Source organism: Lentzea sp. NPDC003310 (assembly GCF_040610935.1).
GTDB lineage: Bacteria > Actinomycetota > Actinomycetes > Mycobacteriales > Pseudonocardiaceae > Lentzea.
Map to the genome: position 1 here is coordinate 23,283 of NZ_JBEXNC010000006.1, position 18,469 is coordinate 41,751.

Genomic DNA, 18,469 nt, shown 5'->3' on the forward strand with positions numbered 1-18,469 from the left:
CCTCAGGCCAGGCCGAGGTCGTTCAGGTCGAGCAGGTACCGGTACTGCAAGCCCTCGGCCTCGATGGCCTCCTTGGCGCCCGTACCGCGGTCGACGACCGTGGCCACGCCGATGACCTCGGCACCGTGCTCACGCAGCGCCGTGACGGCCGTGAGCACCGAACCACCCGTGGTGGAGGTGTCCTCGACCGCGAGCACGCGCTGGCCCCGCACGTCGATGCCCTCGATCTGCCGCTGCATGCCGTGGGCCTTGCTGGCCTTGCGCACGACGAACGCGTCGAGCACGTCACCGTCGTTCGCCGCGGAGTGCATCATCGCGTAGGCGACGGGGTCCGCGCCGAGGGTCAGGCCGCCGACCGCGACGAAGTCCCAGTCGGACGTGAGCTGGCGGAGGAGCTTGCCGATCAACGGGGCCGCGGCGTGGTGCAGCGTCGCCCGCCGCAGGTCCACGTAGTAGTCGGCTTCCTTGCCGCTCGAGAGGGTCACCTTGCCGTGCACCACGGCCAATTCGCTCACCAGACGAGCGAGTTCCGACTTCGCGTTCGCGTCCAAGACCACTTCAGTTCGCACGGGTCGTCAGCTTCGCACATGCAGGCGGCCGACGCCTCGTACGCTGCATCACCGTGAGCACCCTGTACGTGGAACAGCCGTGGACGTTCTTGAGCCTGTTGGCCCGGCCGCACTACCGCGTGGAGGTGTTCGACGAACGCGACGTGCCGGTCATGGTGGTGCGCGAACGCAGCGGCCCCGGCGTCCAGCGACCGTTGCGGCACACCGGGTTCTCCGGCTGGACGACGTTCGACCTCGACGTGGTCGCACCGAACGGCCAGCCGCTCATGCGCATCGAGAAGGGCTTCGGACGCCGTCCGCACGTGCGCGTGACCACGCCGCAGGGCCAGCTGATCGGAACCATCAAGACGCACGGCGCGTGGCAGCAGTCACTGCACGACGCGACCGGGCAGCAACTCTGCTTCTTCGGTGACGTCGCGCGGATCCAGACCGGTGGCCGCGCCAAGCGGAACGGCTCGCGGGTGCGCCGGGACGTCGTGCAGATCAACCCCGCGGTGACCGAGCCGGTGCGCTCGTTGGCGACCGCCTGCGCGGTCGCCTTCGACGTCGTGCGAGGTACCGGGACCAGCCACACCAGCAGTGGCGGCGTGGACTGGCCCGTCTGACCTGACCTACCAGGCGTCCTTGCGGAAAACGCTCGGGCCGTCATCATCGTCGTCAGGCGGAGGCGTGGGCGTTCCCGAGGCGACGACGTCGGCGGGATCCTGACCTTCTTCGAGCGCCTGGTAGGCGCGCTGCAGGTCGGGCACGCCGACGGCGAGTGCCTGTTGCACACCGGGATCGTGGATGGCCCGTCCGGCGGCGACGTCGGCCCACGACAGCTCGCCGGCGTCCACCCGCCGTTGCAGGTCCTTGAGCTCCTGCGGTGCCTTCGGCGACTTCGCGAACCGCTCGATCTCGGCGAGGTCCTGTTCGGACAGTCCACGCGAACGACGCTGCACCTGGGACGCGGCCGTCGCGACCTTGCCGAGGTCGTCGACCCTGGAGTCGACCTCGGAGAAGAGCGCCTGCAGGCGTGCCTGGTCGTAGGGGAACGTCACTGGCCACCGCCCGAAGGCGCCGGGGCCGGTGCGGGAGCCGGTGCGCCACCGCCGGCACCACCACCGCTGCCGGTGCTCGGCGTGCTGTACCGGCCGGAGGCGGCGGAGCCCGCCTTGCCGAGGCCGTAGGCGCCGAGGCCGACACCGATCGCGCCGGACTTGGCCGCGGCCACGCCGTTGTCGTACTTCTGCTTGCCGTCCTGCACGCCGTCGACGACGTCCAGCGCGTCGTTCACGTCCCGGACGTCCTTGAGCTTCATCAGCGCCGTGCCCATCGCCACGATGCCGTCGACCATGCCCTTGACGCCCTCGATCAGCGTCATGATCGACTGGATGATCTTGCGGATGGCGTCGACGATCTGGATCGCGTCGTAGACCATCCACACCGCGCGGCCCCAGCCGACGACCGGGATCACCGCGGTCATCGCCGCTTCGAGCAGCATGGTGCAGAGCTTGTCGAGCAGGAACAGCGCGACCTTCGTGGCCGAGCGGCACGCCGACGCCATCGACTGGAACTTGTTGCCGATGATCCGGGCGACCTGGGAGTCCGCCTCGATCGCGATGACCCACATGGTGTCCATGCGGCGCTCGAACGCGGAAGCGGCCGCGCCGTCCCAGTGCGGGCCGAGTTGGCCGACGCCGTCACCGACGTTGTGCCGCACGGAGTCCAGCGCCTTGGCGACCTGGTCCCACGCGTTGGCGTTGGCGTCGATCTTCTCGAAGTCGCCGACCAGCGGGCTGATCAGCGACTCGATCAGGTTCTCGCCGGTGACCTTCTCGTAGATCCAGTTGACGCCCTGCAGCTTCCACCCGGCCGCTTCGATGAGCTCCTTGGTGGTCTGCCGGCCGGGACGGTTCTCGGCGGCCGCGTTGAGCGCGACCGACGGGTCCTGGACGTCCGCGTACGCCGTGGTCATCGGCCCCCCTCGGCCCTCTGCAGCAGCTGGATGCCGTGGAGGTCGACCTTCTCGTAGGAGTCGGCCGTCTGCCGCAGCGCCTCGGCGTCCTTGGTCATCATCTTGTTCGCGAAGTCCAACGTCTCCCCGTACAGGCTCGCGACGCCGGTCACGACGGGGTGCAGCAACGTCAGCAGGCCGGTGAACCCGCTGGTGTCACCGCCCTTGGAGATCGCGTGGTCCTTGATGGTCAGGAAGTGCCGGGCGTTGCGGTCCAGCAGCTCGCTGTACCCGCGCAGCTCGTCCGGTTCGACCTTGAACTGTTCGCTCACGACGGCTCGGACGCGGCGTTCGGCCGAACGGTTCCGATCAGGTGCGGCCGCGGCCGCCCGCGAACCGCGACGCCATCCGGCGCACGAGCGCCCGCGGCAGCACCTTCGTGATCGTCACGATGGCCTTGTACTGCAGGCCGGGGATGGACAGCGGCTTGCCGCGGCGCAGGTCGCGCAGTCCTTCGTGGACCAGCTTGTCGATGTCGACGTAGAGCCAGCCCGGCGTCTTGGACATGTCGATGTTCGCGCGCTTGTGGAACTCGGTCCGCACGAAACCGGGGGCCAGCGCCATGATCCGCACGCCGGTGCCCTCGGCGGCGAGAGCGGAGCCCTCGGAGAACGCCGTCACCCACGCCTTGTCGGCGCTGTAGCTGGTGCCGCGGCCGGGCAGGAAGCTCGCCACGCTCGACACGTTGATCACGTCGCCCTTGCCGCGCGCGATCATGGCCGGGACGGCGGCCCGGCACAGGCGCAGCACGGTGGTGACGTTGACGTCCAGCTGGGACTGCAGCTTCTCGACGTCGGTGGCGTAGAGCTCACCGCTGTTCGCGAAGCCCGCGTTGTTGACCAGCAGGTCCACGGCCTGCTCCGCCAGCCTCTTCTCGACCTTCAGGCGGTCCTCGTGGTCGCTGAGGTCGGCAGGCAGGACGTCGACGTTCACGCCGTGGCGGTCGTGCAGCTGCTTCGCGAGCTCTTCGAGTGCGGACGCGGTGCGCGCGACCAGCACGAGGTCGTATCCCTCTGCCGCGAGCCTGCGGGCGAAGGCGGCCCCGATCCCGACGGTCGATCCGGTCACCAGTGCGGTTGGCATACCGCCGCACGGTAGTCGGAAAAGCGCCGGGGTCGAAGGCCGCCGATGATCACACTTCGTGCTTCGCCGGGCGGCGGAGCACGAACAGGCGCAGCGCGAGGCCGGACACGACCATCGCGACCCCGCCGAACAGCAACCACCCGACCGACGCACCGGTGTTGGCCAGCGTCACTACGGACGCCGTGCCGGCGACGGCAACAGGTGCAACTGCCTTTCCTCCGTACATCGTGGATCCCTTCCGGGGGTTCGGGGACACGACGGTCTTGCTGCACGGACTATCTGAATCACGCCCTGATGTTTTACACGGAGCGAAGTGTGATGTGGGTCACAGCACTTTGGATGCGGTCTGGAATAGTGCTGGTTGGAGTGCGACGAGCGACGGTACATACACCGCCTGATCACCGAACGTGACGTAAGTCGACGGCATCCAGGCGTGGCCGGTGGCTCTACGGATGTGGTCGAGCACACGCCGCGTTCGGCCGTTCGGAAGACAAAAAAGCCGCCGCCGGAGCATCCGGCGGCGGCGTTCGCGAGTGTCGGGTCAGGTCTGCTTGCGACCGAACGACGGGCGGTAGACCTCGCCGCCCTCGTCCTCCTCGGCCGCCGGCTCCTCGCGCTCGGACGGGTCCGGGTCGAACGGGTCGATGACGTCCGCGAGCTCACCGACGTCGCGCAGCAGCCGCTCCAGGCGGGCGGGCGACGAGTTCGGCGGCGCGGCGGCCAGCACCCAGTCGTTCTCCATCCAGACGACCGTGACGTCGCCACCGATCTCCTCGGCGGCGTCGATCAGGTCCGGCGTGATGACCTTGCGGGCGGCCGGCACGTCCGTGACGAACGCGTACCGCGAGCCCACCGGCCCGAGCAGGTCCGGCATCGGCATCTTGTCGTTGTCGCGCTGGAACGGCACGGTCGACAGCCACAGCTCGATCACCACCGACAGCGCCCTGCGGCAGCGCACGCCGACCAGCACGGAGTTGACCTTGCCGCCGGTCTCGTGGTCGAGCACGTAGACCTGCCTGCGGCCGTCCGCGGTGAAGGTGGAGCCCGCGACGACGTCACGGGCGAGGCCCGTGCCGTAGTACGCGATGGCCCCGGCTTCCCACCGGGTCGGCAGCACGTGGTCTGTCTCCTCGAACTGCCAGCCGCGCAGGGCAGCCCAACGGCGCCGTTCACGATTACGCGCGGTTCGTTGCGCCCGGTCGGTCGCGAGCAGGGCGAACCCCGCCACGCCCGCCACCGCGGCGACGGTGAACCAGACCCACGCCGGTATGCCCACAGCTGAAGCGTAGTGGGTCGGAGGCGTGGAACGAAGATCACTTCCGCGCGTCGTGACCGGGACGTGCCTTTCCTCAGGTCAAGACGCCGCACGAGTGCGGCACAGCGAGTCCACCGCCTCCTGGCTCCGGACGTCCGCCGCGCGGTAGATCACCAGCAGCTGGTCGGGGTCCTGCTGCGGGGTGAGCGTCTCGAACCGCAGGGCGATCTCCCCGGCCAGCGGGTGCCGCAGCACCTTGGCGCCGCGGGCGTTGAGCCGCACGTCCCGCGCGGCCCACAGCCGGGCGAACTCCTCGTCGCTCCCGACGCACTCGGCGATCAGCCCGGCCAGCACCCGGTCCTGCGGGTGCGCGGCCCACGCGGCCCGCAGGTGGGCGACCCCTTCCCGGACGACGCGGTCGCGGTCGACGTAGAACTCGCGGATCTCCGGGTGCAGCAGGCACAGCCAGATCGCGTTGCGCCGCCGCACCGGCAGCGTGGCGAAGTCCAGCAGCACCGCCGCCATCTCGTCGTTCCACGCGAGGATGTCGAACCGGTGGTTCATCACCATGGCGGGCCGCGGCGACAGGTCGGCCACCAGCTGCACCAGCGAGGGCGACGCCCGGACGGCTGCTCTCCTCCCGGTGCTGGGACGGGCGAGACCGGAGAGGTAGGCGCGTTCGTCGGAGTTCAGGCGCAACGCGCCGGCCAGCGCGTCCACCACGTCCGCCGACGGCCGCAGCCCGCGGGCCTGCTCCAGCCGCACGACGTAGTCGACGCTGATCCCGGCCAGCTCGGCGACGTCCTCCCGGCGCAGGCCGGGCGTCCGGCGGCGGCGCGGCAGGCCGAAGTCCGCCGGGTCGAGTCGCTCCCGCCTGCTCCTCAGGAACGCGGCCAGCTCCTGCGGCACGTCGGTGACCATGGCCGTTCCAACAGTCCGGGTAGGACCCGTGTTCCCAGGAAGCCGCTTCCCTTACCCCCGGCGCGTCCGGCTCGCAGGCTGGCTCCCGACCACGAACCACGGGAGAGAACACGATGTCGCTCGACACCTATCGGCTGCTCGGCCGTTCCGGACTGCGGGTGTCCCCGCTGGCACTGGGCACGGCGACCTTCGGCAACGAGTGGGGCTGGGGCTCCTCGCCCGACGACGCGCGACGGTTGTTCGAGATCTACCTGGAGCGCGGCGGCAACTTCGTCGACACGGCCGCCTCCTACGGCGGTTCCGAGGAGTTGCTGGGCTCCCTGATCGGCGACCGGCGCGAGCAGCTGGTGCTGTCCACGAAGTACTCCACCCTGCGCACCCCCGGCGACCCGAACTCCGGCGGCGCGCACCGCAAGAACCTGTTCGCGTCCGTGGAGACCAGCCTGCGCCGCCTGCGCACCGACCGCGTGGACCTGCTGTACCTGCACGTCTGGGACTTCGCGACGCCGTTCGAGGAGGTCCTGCGCGGCCTCGACGACCTGGTCCGGCAGGGCAAGGTGCTGCACGTCGGCATGTCCAACACGCCGGCCTGGGAGATCTCCCGCATGCAGGCCGTCGCCGACCTGCGCGGCTGGTCCCCGCTCGCCGCGCTGCAGATCGAGTACAGCCTGATCAACCGTGGCGCGGACCGCGACCTGCTCCCGATGGCCCGAGCGCTGGGGCTGGGCGTGTCGCCGTACTCGCCGCTGGGCGGCGGGGTGCTGTCCGGCAAGTACTCCGGCCCCGCCGAGCCCGGCAGCACCCGCCGGAGCTTCAACGCCGGGCTGGGCATGGTCACCGACCGCACGCTCGCGATCGCCGACGTCCTGCGTTCGGTGGCGGAGGAGTCGGGCCGGACGTCGGCGCAGGTGGCGCTGGCGTGGAACCTCCACCGGCCCGGCGTGACGGCGCCCGTCGTCGGGGCGCGCACGCCGGAGCAGTTGCTGGGGAACCTGGAGGCGGTGGAGGTGGTGCTCACCGACGAGCAGGTGGCGCGGCTCGACGAGGTCAGCGCCGTCGAGCTCGGTTATCCGCACGACCTGCTGGCCAGCGACCACATCCGCGCGGTGACCTCGGGCGAGTTGAAGGTCGAGAGCCGGTGACGGGTGAGGGGGATCCGCACGGATCCCCCTCACCTCGGCTCACGCGGTGCGGCCCACGATCAGGCCGCTGTTGTCGTCCAGCACGTCGACCCGCACGGTGTCGCCGTCCCGCACCTCACCGGCCAGCAGCTCCTTGGCGAGCTGGTCGCCGATCGCCGACTGCACGAGCCGCCGCAGCGGCCGGGCGCCGTAGATCGGGTCGAAACCGTTGAGCGCCAACCAGTCGCGGGCCGCCGTCGTGACGTCGAGCGTCAGCCTGCGGGCCGCGAGCCGGTCCGCCAGGCGGGCGATCTGGATGTCCACGATGGACGTGAGCTCCTCGGTGGCGAGCGCGTGGAACACCACGACGTCGTCCAGCCGGTTCAGGAACTCCGGCTTGAAGTGCCGCTGCACGACCGCCAGCACGGCGTCCTTGCGCTCGGCGTCGGTCAGCGTCGGGTTCACGATGTTCTGCGAACCCAGGTTCGACGTGAGGACCAGGATCGTGTTGCGGAAGTCGACCGTGCGGCCCTGGCCGTCGGTCAGGCGACCGTCGTCGAGGACCTGCAGCAGCACGTCGAACACGTCCGGGTGCGCCTTCTCGACCTCGTCCAGCAACACGACGGAGTACGGGCGGCGGCGGACCGACTCGGTGAGCTGGCCGCCCTGGTCGTAGCCGACGTAGCCGGGAGGGGCACCGACCAGGCGGGCCACCGAGTGCTTCTCGGAGTACTCGCTCATGTCGATGCGGATCATCGCCCGCTCGTCGTCGAACAGGAACGCCGCCAACGCCTTCGCGAGCTCCGTCTTGCCGACGCCGGTGGGGCCGAGGAACAGGAACGAGCCGGTCGGGCGGTCCGGGTCGGCGACCCCGGCGCGCGTCCTGCGCACCGCGTCCGACACGACGCGCACGGCCTCGGCCTGGCCGACGACGCGACGGCCGAGCTCGTCCTCCATCCGCAGCAGCTTGGCGGTCTCGCCCTCCAGCAGGCGGCCTGCCGGGATGCCGGTCCACGCCGACACCACGTCCGCGACGTCGTCGGGGCCGACCTCCTCCTTGAGCATCGCGGCGTCCTGTGTGGACTCCGCGGCGACCGCGAGTTCCTTCTCCAGCTGGGGGATCCGGCCGTAGCGCAGTTCGGCGGCACGACCGAGGTCGCCGTCGCGCTCGGCCCGTTCGGACTCGCCGCGCAACGACTCCAGCTGCTCCTTCAGCCCGCGCACGCGGTCGATGGAGCCCTTCTCGTTCTGCCACCGGGCCGTGAGCGCCGACAGTTCCTCGCGCTTCTCCGCGAGTTCGGCGCGCAGGGCGTGCAGCCGTTCGACCGAGGCCGCGTCGGACTCCTTGGCGAGCGCCATCTCCTCGATCTCGAGGCGCCGCACGGCACGTTCGACGGTGTCGATCTCGACGGGCCGCGAGTCGATCTCCATGCGCAGCCGGGACGCGGCCTCGTCGACGAGGTCGATGGCCTTGTCCGGCAGAAAGCGCGCGGTGATGTAGCGGTCCGACAACGTGGAGGCGGCGACGAGAGCGGCGTCCGTGATGCGCACGCCGTGGTGCACCTCGTAGCGCTCCTTGAGCCCGCGCAGGATGCCGACCGTGTCCTCCACCGACGGCTCGCCGACCAGCACCTGCTGGAAGCGGCGTTCCAGGGCGGCGTCCTTCTCGATGTGCTCGCGGTACTCGTCCAGGGTCGTGGCACCGACCATGCGCAGCTCACCGCGGGCGAGCATCGGCTTGATCATGTTGCCGGCGTCCATCGCCGACTCACCGGTCGCACCGGCACCGACGATGGTGTGCAGCTCGTCGATGAACGTGATGACCTGCCCGGCCGAGTCGGTGATCTCCTTCAGCACGGCCTTGAGCCGCTCCTCGAACTCACCGCGGTACTTCGCGCCCGCGACCATCGAGCCGAGGTCCAGGGACACGACCCTCTTGCCGCGCAACGACTCCGGCACGTCACCGGCCACGACGCGCTGCGCCAGGCCCTCGACGATCGCCGTCTTGCCGACACCGGGCTCGCCGATCAGCACGGGGTTGTTCTTGGTGCGCCGCGACAGCACCTGCACGACCCGGCGGATCTCGGCGTCACGGCCGATCACGGGGTCGAGCTCGCCCTTGCGCGCACGTTCGGTCAGGTCGACGCCGTACTTCTCCAGCGCCTTGTAGGTGCCCTCGGGATCTGCCGACGTCACCCGAGCCGACCCGCGCACCCTCGCGAACGCCTCCGTCAGCGCGTCCGGCGTCGCACCGTGGCGCCGCAGCAGGTCAGCCACCTGACCACCGTGCTGCGCGAGCCCCACGAGCAGGTGCTCGGTGGACACGTACTCGTCGCCCATCTCGGTCGCGAGCTCCTGCGCCTTGTTCAGCACCCGCACGGCGTCGCGCGACAGCTGTGGAGCGGACACGGTCGACCCGGAGGCGCTCGGCAGCGAGCGGGAGAGCTGCTCCAGCTCCTTGCGCACCTGCGCCGGGTCGGCGCCCACCGCTTCGAGCAACGGCGCGGTCAACCCGTCCGTCTGCGCCAGCAGGGCACTGAGCAGGTGCACGGAACCCACGTCCGGGTTCCCGTTCAGCGTCGCGGCCTGGACCGCCGCGGAAACGGCCTGCTGCGTCTTGGTCGTCGGGTTGAAAGCGTCCATTCCTCCACCTCGTGGTCAGCCTCCAGCACGGAGCATCATCCCGCACAACGTCAGAAAAGTTGAGCGTGTTCCGCTCAACCTTGAAATCGCTCCAGATCACACGCGGACTAGGCGATGATCGGCCCCATGACGTCCATCATCCACAGCATCACGATCGACACGCGGAACTCGTACGAGATGGCCTCGTGGTGGAGCAAGGTCCTGGACCTGCCGATCCACCCCGACGACAACCCCGGCGACCCGGAGTGCCTGATCGAGCTGCCGAACGGCATCCGCTACCTGTTCATCGACGTGCCGGAGGGCAAGGACCTCAAGAACCGGCTGCACCTCGACCTGCAGCCGGTCGGCAACACCCGCGACGAGGAGGTGGAGCGCCTCGTCGGCATCGGCGCGACGGTCTTCGACGATCAGCGCAGGCCGGACGGCACCGGCTGGGTCACGATGCGCGACCCGGAGGGCAACGAGTTCTGCGTGGAACGCAGCGCATCCGAACGAGCAGCGACGTCCTGACCAGCGTCACTCGAAAGCACCAACAGCTTGTCCACAGCGGGCACCGAGTTGTCCACAATCCGCTGTTCAGTATCCACAGGTGAATCAAGCTCAGTGGCGACCGTCTGTGCACCAGAACCCGTTGGGGTGACAACTTCGTCGTCCACGGAGTCCCGCAGCGGCTGCTCCTTGATCAGCAACACCGCGATGACCGTGAACACCGCGAGACCAGCGGCGATGAGGAACAACTCACCCATCGCGTCGCCGTAGGAGTCCCGCACCACTGGGGAGAGGGAACCGCGGTCGAGCGTCTTCGTGCTCACCTGGGCGGCCAGCACGGCCCCGAGCACCGAGACGCCGGCCGTCCCGCCCAGCGACCGCAGGAACGTGGCCGTGGAACTGGCGGCCCCGAGGTCGGCCATCCCGACCCCGTTCTGCACGGCCAGCACCAGGTTCTGCATGGTCAGCCCCACCCCGACCCCGACCAGCGCCAGGTAGGCCCCCATCAGCACGAGGTTGGTCCGGTGGTCGATCGTCCCGAGCAGCGCCAACCCGGCGACCAGCGAGAACGCTCCCCACACGAGGTAGCTCTTCCACCGCCCGCTCTTGGCGATCAACTGCCCGCTCACCGTCGACGAGATGCTCAGCCCGAGCACCAGCGGCACCGTCAACAGCCCGGCCTTGGTCGGCGAGAACCCGCGCGCGATCTGGAAGTACTGCCCCATGAACACCGAGGCCCCGAACATCGCCGTACCGACAGCGACCCCACCGAGCATCGCGAGCACCACGGTCCGGTTCCGGAACAGGTGCAACGGGATGACCGGCGCACTGGCCCGCCGCTCCACGAAGTAAGCGCCGATGATCGCCACCAACGCCCCACCCACGAACAGCGCGCTCTCGCGGCTGACCCAGGCGAAGTCCTTCCCGGCGAACGACACCCACATCAACACCAGGCTCACCCCACCGGTGATCAACGTGGCCCCGAGGTAGTCGATCTTCACGTGCTGCTTCTTGACCGGCAGGTGCAGCGTCTTGTGCAAGACGGCCAGCGCCACCAGCGCCAACGGCACGCAGACGAAGAAGCACCACCGCCACCCTGGCCAGTCCACGAGGAACCCACCGACGAGCGGCCCGCCGACGGTCCCGGCGGAGATCACCATGCCGGTGTACCCGCTGTACCGCCCGCGCTCCCGAGGACTGAGCAGCGCACCGACGACGACCTGCCCCAGCGCCTGCACCCCACCCATCCCGAGCCCCTGCACGACCCGGAACCCGATGAGCTGCTCCATGTTCTGGCTGAACCCGGACAACACGGACCCGACGACGAACAACACGATCGCCGCCTGCAGCAACTTCTTCTTGTCGAACAGGTCAGCGAGCTTCCCCCACAACGGCGTGCTGGCCGTGGACGCCAGCAACATCGCCGTGATGACCCACGTGTACTGGGTCTGCGTGCCCTTGAGCTCGGCCAGGATCGTCGGGAGAGCGTTCGAGACGATGGTGGAACTCAGGATCGCGACGAGAAGCGCCACCCAGATACCGGACAGCGCTTCGAGGATCTCCCGATGAGACGAGGGCCGACTCAAACCGGCACACCTCCAGCAATTAGTTGATGTCATACAACTATATCTGGAGATAGTTAGCTAGGCCAACTAATCCGGCGACTGATAGGTCACACCAAGTCAGACTCCGCCGAGCAACTCAAGCCGAGGTCGGAGCAGATCCGAGAAGCCCGCCCCACAGCGAAGCCGAAGGCGAGCCGTCCTTACCAAGCGACCCAGGCGGTGGGGTCCCATCACGAGTCGCGCCATAGCTCTTGCTGCAGCCAGGAGGGGATGTCAAACGGGCACGCTTTTCGCCCGTTTGACATCCCCTCCTGGCTGTGGCCCGCTCTTGGCTCGGCTCGTGATGGGACCCCACCGCCAACGCAACCTTCTAAGCAACGGGCAGCCGCTCTACGCAACAGGCGTGCCATCTACCCGCCCACAGCGCGGACCCCCTGATCAGATTGCCGGGGTCTGGGGCAGAGCCCCAGGGGAAGCACGCAACGCAAGGTCGCCGCACGCAAGGTGACCACGATGCAAGGTCGCGACTCGCAAGGCGACACGAGCCAGGTCGCGACAAGCCGCTCACCCCTCAAAGGCTCCCCGCAACGCCCCAGCCACGTCCCCCTCGACCACCCACCCGGACCGCCCCTCCGGCCAAGCGAGAAAAGGATCGTCCTCCCACTGCGGAACCACGTGAAAGTGCAGATGGGCGACACTCTGCCCAGACCCGGGCCCAGAAGCGTTCAACACGCACACCCCGGAAGCCCCCAGAGCGGCCTGAGCAGCCAGAGCCACCCGCCGCACCATCCCCATCGCAGCAGCCAGCACGTCCCCAGCCGCGTCCTGCACCCCCACGCAGTGCACCCGAGGCACCACCAGCGTGTGCCCAGGAGCCAGCGAACTCCCCGGCAAAGGCAGGAAGGCCACGACGTCCGTCTCCTGCGCCACCCACTGAGCGGGCAGGTCACCGGACATCAGCGAGCAGAACACACACCCGTCAGCCACAGCCGTCAGCTGTCGGCCCGCCCGGCCCGCCCGGCCTTGGCCTCGAAGAAGTCCCCACCCTTCCGCCGAACGTCATCCGTCCCCCAGTCCCGGATCCGATCAACGGGAACCATCCGCGGGATGTGCTTCCGGCAGTGGATGTAGGCCTCCCGAACCGTCACCACCACCCACCGCTCGACCTTCCGGTCGTCCTCCGACACCAACCCGGCGAACTCCTCGAACGGAGCGATCCGGGCAGACCCGTTCACGTGCAGCCCGATCAGGTCCTCCGTGAAGTCCACCATCAGCATCCCGACGTGCGGGTTCTCCATGATGTTCCCCAAAGAAGCCATCACCCCGTTCCCCCGGTACTCGGGGTAGACGAGGGTCCGCGAGTCGAGCGCCCGGAGGAACCCGGCCGGCCCCGCACGCAGCGAGGAGTCGCACTCGCCGTCGGCGTCGGCGGTCGAGATGAACGCCATCTCCATCTTGGCGACGAACCCCATCATCAGCGGGTTGAGGTGGTCCAGCACCTGGTCCTGGTAGAAGCGCGTAGCGCGATCGGTCGTCTCCAGGGCACATTGGAGGAAGTGCTCACCTCGTGAGCCAGGCAGCTCCACACGGTCGGGTGAGGTGGTTTCAGTCAGCTCAGGCAGGGACACGCGCCCAACCCAAGCACGCAAGCGCGCAACCCGGTACAGACGGATCCTCACATTCACACTGTTGCGGTAACAACTAAACACGTAGAGTGACGATGCTTCGCTCGAAGGTGGCATCAAGGAGTCAAAGGGCCCGATCAGGGGTTAGTGTCCACTCTGTCGGGGGACGGATGCTTGACGAGTAACGACAGCGCCCCAGCCGGCGCTACTCAGAAACACCCAATGAGAACGTGGAGACTGCGCGCGGACCATGACTGCGAACGCTGTGCTGAGCCCCATCCCAACCCCGCCACACCGGGAGCCTCCACCCGGCGTCACCGCGATGGTGCGCATGATCCGGGAGAGCTTCGCGGTGGTGGAACCGCACGCCGAAGAAGTGGCGAAGTTCTTCTACGGCATGCTCTTCTCGCTCTCGCCCGCCACACGCGAGATGTTCCCCGCGAACATGGAGGTGCAACGCAGCCGCCTGCTGCGCGCCCTCGTGCACGTGGTGCAGATGGTCGACCGCCCGGACGACCTCATCCCCTTCCTCCGTCAGCTGGGTCGTGACCACCGCAAGTTCGGTGTCATCAACGTCCACTACGAGGCGGTCGGGACGGCACTGCTGTCCGCGGTGAAGAAGTTCTCCGGCGCCGCCTGGACGCCCAAGGTCGAGATGGCGTGGGCCGAGGCCTACACCCTCATGGCCAGGGCGATGCAGGAGGCGGCCGACGCCGACAGCGGCCCCGCCTACTGGCACGCGACGGTGCTCGAGCACCAGCGCGTCTCGTGGGACCTCGCCGTCGTGCGCCTGCAGCCGGACCACCCGGTGAGCTACAAGGCCGGTCAGTACGTCAGCGTGGAGACCCCGCAGCGCAAGCGCCTGTGGCGGTACTTCTCGCCGGCGAACGCACCGCGCGAGGACGGCGTCATCGAGTTCCACATCCGGTCCGTGGACGGCGGCTGGGTGTCCCGCTCGGTGGTCGGCCACACGCAGGCCGGTGACACGTGGCGCATCGGACCGCCCATGGGACGTCTGTCGGTCGACCGCACGGCCGGCAAGGACATCCTGATGGTGGCCGGCGGCACCGGTGTCGCGCCGATGCACGCGATCATCGACGAGCTGTCGCAGTACGGCGAGAACCCGCGCGTGCACCTCTTCTACGGTGGCCGCACCCGCGAGGACCTCTACGACCTCGACAACCTGCAGCGCATCGCGACCACGAACCCGTGGCTCACGGTCGTGCCGGTGCTGGAGTCGGACCCCGGCGTACGCGGTGTCGAGCAGGGCAGCCTCGCCGACGTGGTCACCCGCTACGGCGCGTGGGAAGAGCGCGACGTCCTGGTCTGCGGCAGCCCCGCCATGATCAGGTCGACGGTCTCCCGCATGCTGGTCGCCGGAACGCCGCTCGACCGGATCAAGTACGACCCGTTCACGCTGGACTAAACTCGGCACGTCGAAAGCGACTGGCGTGCCGAGGGTGGAACTGACCACCGGGAAGCGACGGCCGAGCGCACCGAACGCCTGGGTGCCCGGCACGGAGTGATGCCGTGCTGCGCGAAGTCGATCCCGAGATCGCCACCCTGATCCAGGCCGAGGAACGCCGTCAGGCCAGCAAGCTGCGCATGATCGCGTCCGAGAACGACGTGTCGGCCGCCGTGCTTGAGGCAACAGGCTCGGTGCTGACCAACAAGTACTCCGAGGGCTACCCCGGCAAGCGGTACTACGAGGGCCAGCAGGTCATCGACCAGGTCGAGCAGCTCGCCATCGACCGGGCGAAGTCGCTGTTCGGCGTGGACCACGCGAACGTCCAGCCGCTGTCCGGCGCCCCGGCGAACCTCGCCGTGTACCTCGCGTTCCTGCAGCCCGGCGACACCGTGATGGGCATGTCGCTGCCGATGGGCGGCCACCTGACGCACGGCTGGAGCGTGTCCGCGACCGGCAAGTGGTTCAACGCGGTCCAGTACGAGGTCCGCAAGGACACCGGCGTCGTCGACCTCGACGAGGTCCGTGCGCTCGCCCTCGCCGAACGCCCGAAGGTGATCTTCTGCGGCGGCACGGCCATCCCGCGCACGATCGACTTCCCCGCGTTCGCCGAGATCGCGAACGAGGTCGGCGCGCTCCTGGTGGCCGACATCGCGCACATCGCGGGCCTGGTCGCGGGTGGTGCCCACCCGTCGCCCGTCGGGCACGCGCCGGTCATCACCACGACCACGCACAAGACGCTCCGGGGTCCGAGGGGCGCCATGATCCTGTGCGACGCCGACCACGCGAAGGCGATCGATCGCGCCGTTTTCCCCGGTCTGCAGGGCGGCCCGCACGACCACACGACGGCCGCTATCGCCGTGGCGCTGCACGAGGCGTCGCAGCCGGAGTTCCGCGAGTACGCCCACACGATCGTCAAGAACGCGAAGGCGCTCGCCGACGCCCTGCTGGACCGCGGCTTCGACCTGGTCTCCGGCGGCACCGACAACCACCTGGTGCTGATCGACCTGACGTCCAAGCTGATCGGTGGCAAGCCGGCCGCGCGGGCGCTGGACCGGGCGGGCATCGAGCTGAACTACAACGCCGTCCCGTTCGACACCCGCAAGCCGTTCGACCCGTCCGGCATCCGCCTCGGCACGGCCGGCGTCACCACCCGCGGCCTGAAGCCGGAGCAGATGCCGTTGATCGCGGACTGGATCGACCGCGCGATCGCCGCCCACGACGACGAGCAGGCGCTGGACCGCATCGCCGCCGAGGTCGGCGAACTACTCGGCGCTCTCTAGCCCCGCCACCGCCGCACGCACGTCGCCGAGCGTCCGGCGGGCGACTTCCGCGAAGTCCCCGCCGGTCGGCAGCCAGCGCTCGTAGGCGCGGTCGAACGCCAGCACGCCGAGTTCGGCGGCCACCGCGGCCTCCAGTTCCGGCAGCCCGCGCCGCTTGAGCGCGTCCGTCATCGCGACCGCGAAGCCGACCATCTTCAACGCGGCCCGCTCGCGCAGCTCGTCGTTGCTCGCGATCACCTCGAGCCGCTGCGGCCCGTGCGCCCGCCGTTCGTCGGTGAACGTCACGGCGGTCGCCACCAGCGCCGCCTCCACGACGTCGAACGGCAGCGCGTCCGCAGGAGCCTCCGCGATCGCCGACGTCATCAGCTCAGCCAGCACGTCCTGCCCGCCGAACAGCACCTCGCGCTTGTCCCGGAAGTGCCGGAAGAACGTGCTCTTCGTGAGGCCCGCGCGCTCGGCGATCTGCGCGACCGCGGTGTTCTCGTACCCCTGCTCGCCGAACAGGTCGAGTGCGGCGCGCACCAACCGCTCCCGCGCGTCCGGCTCCCATCGACCCATGACGCACATCCTAAGTGATGCGACTTGGTCCCATCACTCTGCTACGGTTGATGAGACCAAGTCCCATCACTTCGAAGGACACGCACATGAAGGTCTTCGTCACGGGAGCCAGCGGCCACGTCGGCTCCGCCCTGGTCCCGGAACTGCTGAACAACGGTCATGAGGTCGTCGGCCTGGCCCGCTCCGACGCGTCGGCCGCGAAGCTCGAAGCCCAGGGCGTCACCGTGCGGCGCGGCGACCTGGACGACCTCGACGGCCTGCGCAAGGGCGCGGCCGAGGCGGACGCCGTGATCCACCTGGCGTTCAAGCACGAGGAGATGTACGCCGGCGACTACCAGGGCGCGTCGGAGGCCGACCTCGCCGTGGTCCACGCGTTCCTGGACGAGCTGGCGGGTACCGGCAAGGCCCTGGTCGGCACCGGCGGCACGCTGTCGTACTCGGGCCTCGGCCGCACGGCCACCGAGGAGGAGCGGATCCCCAGCGAGGGCCCGCGCGGCGCCGCCCGCAACGCGATCCTCGACGCGACCGGCCTCCGCGGCTCGGTCGTGGTGCTGCCGCCGACCGTCCACAGTGAACTGGACACGGCGGGCTTCATCCCGATCCTGGTCAGGACCGCCCGCGCCACGGGCGTCTCCGGCTACCCCGGTGACGGCACGAACCGCTGGTCAGCCGGGCACACGCGGGACGCGGCGCGGCTCTACCGGCTCGCGGCGGAGAAGGCGCCGGCGGGGTCGGTGCTGCACGCGGTCGGCGAGGAGGCCATCACGATGCGGGAGATCGCCGAGGTCATCGGCCGGAAGCTGGGCGTGCCGACCGAGAGCATCCCGGCGGAACGCGCGCAGGAGCACTTCGGGCCGTTGGCGTTCATGGTGTCGCGGGACGCGCCGACCTCAGCCGAGCGCACGAAGGCGTTGCTGGGCTGGGAACCGAAGGAGCCCGGCCTCCTGGAGGACCTGGAGTCCGGGTTCTACTTCGACGAGAGGTGAGCTTCGAGCTCGGCGTGCGCGTCGGAGAGCGCGCCGCTGGGATCAGGCTCCGTCAGCGCCATGCCTTCCAGCACGGCAAGGGTTTCCGGTGTGCGGGACCACTCGGTCAACGGGCCGGCCTTCGGCCCCTCGCGCACCAGGCCGGCCAACGCGACGGGCGTGCCGAGGAAGTAGTCGTGCAGGGCCGCCCGCACGCCCGGCTCGTCCTCCGCGTAGGCCTCGGACACCAGGCGCAGCCAGAAGAAGTCGGCGTCGAGGTCACCGGCCGCGATCAGCTCCAGCACCCGCGGCAGCAGGTACCGCACGAACGCCTCGTCCCCGATCGTCCCGGACTTCAGCCAGAACTCGCCGAGGTGCTCGGAAGTCAACTGGCGCAACGGAACGGTCGTGAACGGCTCCACGCTCGCCGCGTCCACGCAGTGGTCGCAGAAGTCGACCACACGGGGACGCGGCGTCGCGAAGACGTCGTACAGGCGCTCGATCATTTGCGGGGCTTGGGCTTCCAGACGACGAGGGCGGTCTCCTGCCTGATCGGCACGAGGTCACGACGGTAGGAGGCGTGCACCGCGGCGGCCGTCGAATCGGCCGCCGCCAACGCTTGTGCCAGCTCCTGCTGGAGTTCTACAACCCGCGATCGCAGGGCGTCCACCTGGTTTTCCAGGTCGATGATCCGCTTGATGCCGGCGAGGTTCACGCCCTCGTCCTGCGAGAGGCGCTGGACCTCGCGCAGCAGCACGATGTCGCGCATCGAGTAGCGGCGGCCGCCACCGGACGTGCGGCCCGGCGACACCAGGCCCATGCGGTCGTAGGACCGCAGCGTCTGGGCGTGCAGGCCCGACAGCTGGGCCGCCACCGAGATCACGAAGAACGGCGTGTCCTCATCGGTCCCGGGAGGGAACGGAAAACCCAC

The 18,469-nt window shown here is 69.4% G+C and carries 21 protein-coding genes and 1 riboswitch; of the genes, 6 read left to right on the forward strand and 15 right to left on the reverse strand.

Features of this window, described 5'->3' with window-relative positions:
- Positions 1 to 2 precede the first annotated feature (2 nt).
- Positions 3 to 551 (reverse strand): orotate phosphoribosyltransferase, encoded by a 549-nt coding sequence (gene pyrE / locus ABZX02_RS12700; RefSeq protein ID WP_329788553.1) that lies wholly within the window; start codon positions 549 to 551, stop codon positions 3 to 5.
- A gap of 71 nt (positions 552 to 622) precedes the next feature.
- Here pyrE and ABZX02_RS12705 point away from each other — a divergent pair, with 71 nt between their 5' ends.
- The gene (locus tag ABZX02_RS12705; protein ID WP_355297657.1) at positions 623 to 1,174 is read left to right on the forward strand and encodes a hypothetical protein; all 552 of its coding nucleotides are present in this window, start codon (positions 623 to 625) and stop codon (positions 1,172 to 1,174) included.
- A gap of 6 nt (positions 1,175 to 1,180) precedes the next feature.
- Here the strand turns inward: ABZX02_RS12705 and ABZX02_RS12710 are convergent, their stop codons facing one another.
- The 7 genes from ABZX02_RS12710 to ABZX02_RS12740 form a co-directional block, all read right to left on the reverse strand.
- Positions 1,181 to 1,609, reverse strand: a complete 429-nt coding sequence (locus ABZX02_RS12710) for a hypothetical protein (RefSeq protein WP_355297659.1) — start codon at positions 1,607 to 1,609, stop codon at positions 1,181 to 1,183.
- Positions 1,606 to 2,526 carry a hypothetical protein gene (locus ABZX02_RS12715; protein ID WP_355297661.1) on the reverse strand — a complete coding sequence of 307 codons (921 nt, stop codon included), beginning with the start codon at positions 2,524 to 2,526 and terminating at the stop codon, positions 1,606 to 1,608. Before ABZX02_RS12715 ends, ABZX02_RS12710 begins: the two co-directional genes overlap by 4 nt.
- Positions 2,523 to 2,837: a hypothetical protein gene (locus ABZX02_RS12720; protein WP_355297663.1), complete on the reverse strand. Its 315-nt coding sequence runs from the start codon at positions 2,835 to 2,837 to the stop codon at positions 2,523 to 2,525. The genes ABZX02_RS12715 and ABZX02_RS12720 overlap by 4 nt, the downstream gene beginning before the upstream one ends.
- A gap of 37 nt (positions 2,838 to 2,874) precedes the next feature.
- On the reverse strand, positions 2,875 to 3,648 hold the full coding sequence (locus tag ABZX02_RS12725) for an SDR family oxidoreductase (protein WP_355297665.1): 774 nt from the start codon (positions 3,646 to 3,648) through the stop codon (positions 2,875 to 2,877).
- Between the two features lie 49 nt (positions 3,649 to 3,697).
- The gene (locus ABZX02_RS12730; RefSeq protein ID WP_355297666.1) at positions 3,698 to 3,874 is read right to left on the reverse strand and encodes an LPXTG cell wall anchor domain-containing protein; all 177 of its coding nucleotides are present in this window, start codon (positions 3,872 to 3,874) and stop codon (positions 3,698 to 3,700) included.
- A gap of 315 nt (positions 3,875 to 4,189) precedes the next feature.
- Positions 4,190 to 4,924, reverse strand: coding sequence for a hypothetical protein (locus ABZX02_RS12735; protein ID WP_355297668.1), 735 nt, complete (start codon positions 4,922 to 4,924; stop codon positions 4,190 to 4,192).
- Positions 4,925 to 5,002: 78 nt separating this feature from the next.
- Positions 5,003 to 5,824 carry a helix-turn-helix transcriptional regulator gene (locus tag ABZX02_RS12740; protein ID WP_355297670.1) on the reverse strand — a complete coding sequence of 274 codons (822 nt, stop codon included), beginning with the start codon at positions 5,822 to 5,824 and terminating at the stop codon, positions 5,003 to 5,005.
- Positions 5,825 to 5,937: 113 nt separating this feature from the next.
- On the opposite strand from ABZX02_RS12740, the gene ABZX02_RS12745 reads away from it, so the two are divergent.
- Positions 5,938 to 6,966 carry an aldo/keto reductase gene (locus ABZX02_RS12745; protein ID WP_355297672.1) on the forward strand — a complete coding sequence of 343 codons (1,029 nt, stop codon included), beginning with the start codon at positions 5,938 to 5,940 and terminating at the stop codon, positions 6,964 to 6,966.
- A gap of 39 nt (positions 6,967 to 7,005) precedes the next feature.
- On the opposite strand, the gene clpB is transcribed toward ABZX02_RS12745, so the two are convergent.
- Positions 7,006 to 9,588, reverse strand: coding sequence for an ATP-dependent chaperone ClpB (clpB, locus tag ABZX02_RS12750; protein ID WP_355297674.1), 2,583 nt, complete (start codon positions 9,586 to 9,588; stop codon positions 7,006 to 7,008).
- A 126-nt stretch (positions 9,589 to 9,714) separates the two neighbouring features.
- Here clpB and ABZX02_RS12755 point away from each other — a divergent pair, with 126 nt between their 5' ends.
- Entirely contained in the window at positions 9,715 to 10,098 is a 384-nt protein-coding gene (locus ABZX02_RS12755; RefSeq protein ID WP_355297676.1) for a VOC family protein, read from the forward strand.
- Here the strand turns inward: ABZX02_RS12755 and ABZX02_RS12760 are convergent.
- The 3 genes from ABZX02_RS12760 to ABZX02_RS12770 all read right to left on the reverse strand — a co-directional run bounded on the left by ABZX02_RS12760 (position 9,996) and on the right by ABZX02_RS12770 (position 13,270).
- Complete coding sequence (locus tag ABZX02_RS12760) at positions 9,996 to 11,663, reverse strand: MDR family MFS transporter (protein WP_355297678.1); 1,668 nt, start codon at positions 11,661 to 11,663, stop codon at positions 9,996 to 9,998. The genes ABZX02_RS12755 and ABZX02_RS12760 overlap by 103 nt on opposite strands.
- Positions 11,664 to 12,206: 543 nt before the next feature.
- Positions 12,207 to 12,629, reverse strand: a complete 423-nt coding sequence (locus ABZX02_RS12765) for an HIT domain-containing protein (protein WP_355297680.1) — start codon at positions 12,627 to 12,629, stop codon at positions 12,207 to 12,209.
- A gap of 5 nt (positions 12,630 to 12,634) precedes the next feature.
- On the reverse strand, positions 12,635 to 13,270 hold the full coding sequence (locus ABZX02_RS12770; RefSeq protein WP_355297681.1) for a pyridoxamine 5'-phosphate oxidase family protein: 636 nt from the start codon (positions 13,268 to 13,270) through the stop codon (positions 12,635 to 12,637).
- A gap of 319 nt (positions 13,271 to 13,589) precedes the next feature.
- Here ABZX02_RS12770 and ABZX02_RS12775 point away from each other — a divergent pair, with 319 nt between their 5' ends.
- Both ABZX02_RS12775 and glyA read left to right on the forward strand, forming a co-directional pair.
- On the forward strand, positions 13,590 to 14,693 hold the full coding sequence (locus ABZX02_RS12775) for an FAD-binding oxidoreductase (RefSeq protein WP_355297683.1): 1,104 nt from the start codon (positions 13,590 to 13,592) through the stop codon (positions 14,691 to 14,693).
- A gap of 6 nt (positions 14,694 to 14,699) precedes the next feature.
- A riboswitch (ZMP/ZTP riboswitch) is annotated at positions 14,700 to 14,784 on the forward strand.
- Positions 14,785 to 14,797: 13 nt separating this feature from the next.
- Positions 14,798 to 16,015, forward strand: coding sequence for a serine hydroxymethyltransferase (glyA, locus tag ABZX02_RS12780; protein WP_355297685.1), 1,218 nt, complete (start codon positions 14,798 to 14,800; stop codon positions 16,013 to 16,015).
- Here the strand turns inward: glyA and ABZX02_RS12785 are convergent.
- Positions 15,998 to 16,573, reverse strand: a complete 576-nt coding sequence (locus ABZX02_RS12785; protein ID WP_355297687.1) for a helix-turn-helix domain-containing protein — start codon at positions 16,571 to 16,573, stop codon at positions 15,998 to 16,000. The two genes, glyA and ABZX02_RS12785, sit on opposite strands and share 18 nt — an antisense overlap.
- 86 nt (positions 16,574 to 16,659) lie before the next feature.
- On the opposite strand from ABZX02_RS12785, the gene ABZX02_RS12790 reads away from it, so the two are divergent.
- Positions 16,660 to 17,559 (forward strand): SDR family oxidoreductase, encoded by a 900-nt coding sequence (locus ABZX02_RS12790; RefSeq protein WP_355297689.1) that lies wholly within the window; start codon positions 16,660 to 16,662, stop codon positions 17,557 to 17,559.
- Here the strand turns inward: ABZX02_RS12790 and ABZX02_RS12795 are convergent.
- Both ABZX02_RS12795 and ABZX02_RS12800 read right to left on the reverse strand, forming a co-directional pair.
- A complete protein-coding gene (locus ABZX02_RS12795; RefSeq protein ID WP_355297691.1) occupies positions 17,541 to 18,044 on the reverse strand; it encodes a hypothetical protein in 504 nt (167 codons plus the stop codon). The two genes, ABZX02_RS12790 and ABZX02_RS12795, sit on opposite strands and share 19 nt — an antisense overlap.
- Positions 18,041 to 18,469: a helix-turn-helix transcriptional regulator gene (locus ABZX02_RS12800; RefSeq protein WP_285637061.1), complete on the reverse strand. Its 429-nt coding sequence runs from the start codon at positions 18,467 to 18,469 to the stop codon at positions 18,041 to 18,043. The genes ABZX02_RS12795 and ABZX02_RS12800 overlap by 4 nt, the downstream gene beginning before the upstream one ends.

Excerpts from the sequence above, each read along its gene's own strand:
- ABZX02_RS12730 (WP_355297666.1), bottom strand. The coding sequence starts at position 3,874 with ATGTACGGAGGAAAGGCAGTTGCACCTGTTGCCGTCGCCGGCACGGCG.
- ABZX02_RS12775 (WP_355297683.1), top strand. The coding sequence starts at position 13,590 with ATGGTGCGCATGATCCGGGAGAGCTTCGCGGTGGTGGAACCGCACGCC.
- ABZX02_RS12790 (WP_355297689.1), top strand. The coding sequence starts at position 16,660 with ATGAAGGTCTTCGTCACGGGAGCCAGCGGCCACGTCGGCTCCGCCCTG.
- ABZX02_RS12740 (WP_355297670.1), bottom strand. The coding sequence starts at position 5,824 with ATGGTCACCGACGTGCCGCAGGAGCTGGCCGCGTTCCTGAGGAGCAGG.
- ABZX02_RS12795 (WP_355297691.1), bottom strand. The coding sequence starts at position 18,044 with ATGATCGAGCGCCTGTACGACGTCTTCGCGACGCCGCGTCCCCGTGTG.
- ABZX02_RS12785 (WP_355297687.1), bottom strand. The coding sequence starts at position 16,573 with ATGGGTCGATGGGAGCCGGACGCGCGGGAGCGGTTGGTGCGCGCCGCA.
- ABZX02_RS12715 (WP_355297661.1), bottom strand. The coding sequence starts at position 2,526 with ATGACCACGGCGTACGCGGACGTCCAGGACCCGTCGGTCGCGCTCAAC.
- ABZX02_RS12755 (WP_355297676.1), top strand. The coding sequence starts at position 9,715 with ATGACGTCCATCATCCACAGCATCACGATCGACACGCGGAACTCGTAC.
- clpB (WP_355297674.1), bottom strand. The coding sequence starts at position 9,588 with ATGGACGCTTTCAACCCGACGACCAAGACGCAGCAGGCCGTTTCCGCG.
- ABZX02_RS12725 (WP_355297665.1), bottom strand. The coding sequence starts at position 3,648 with ATGCCAACCGCACTGGTGACCGGATCGACCGTCGGGATCGGGGCCGCC.
- ABZX02_RS12745 (WP_355297672.1), top strand. The coding sequence starts at position 5,938 with ATGTCGCTCGACACCTATCGGCTGCTCGGCCGTTCCGGACTGCGGGTG.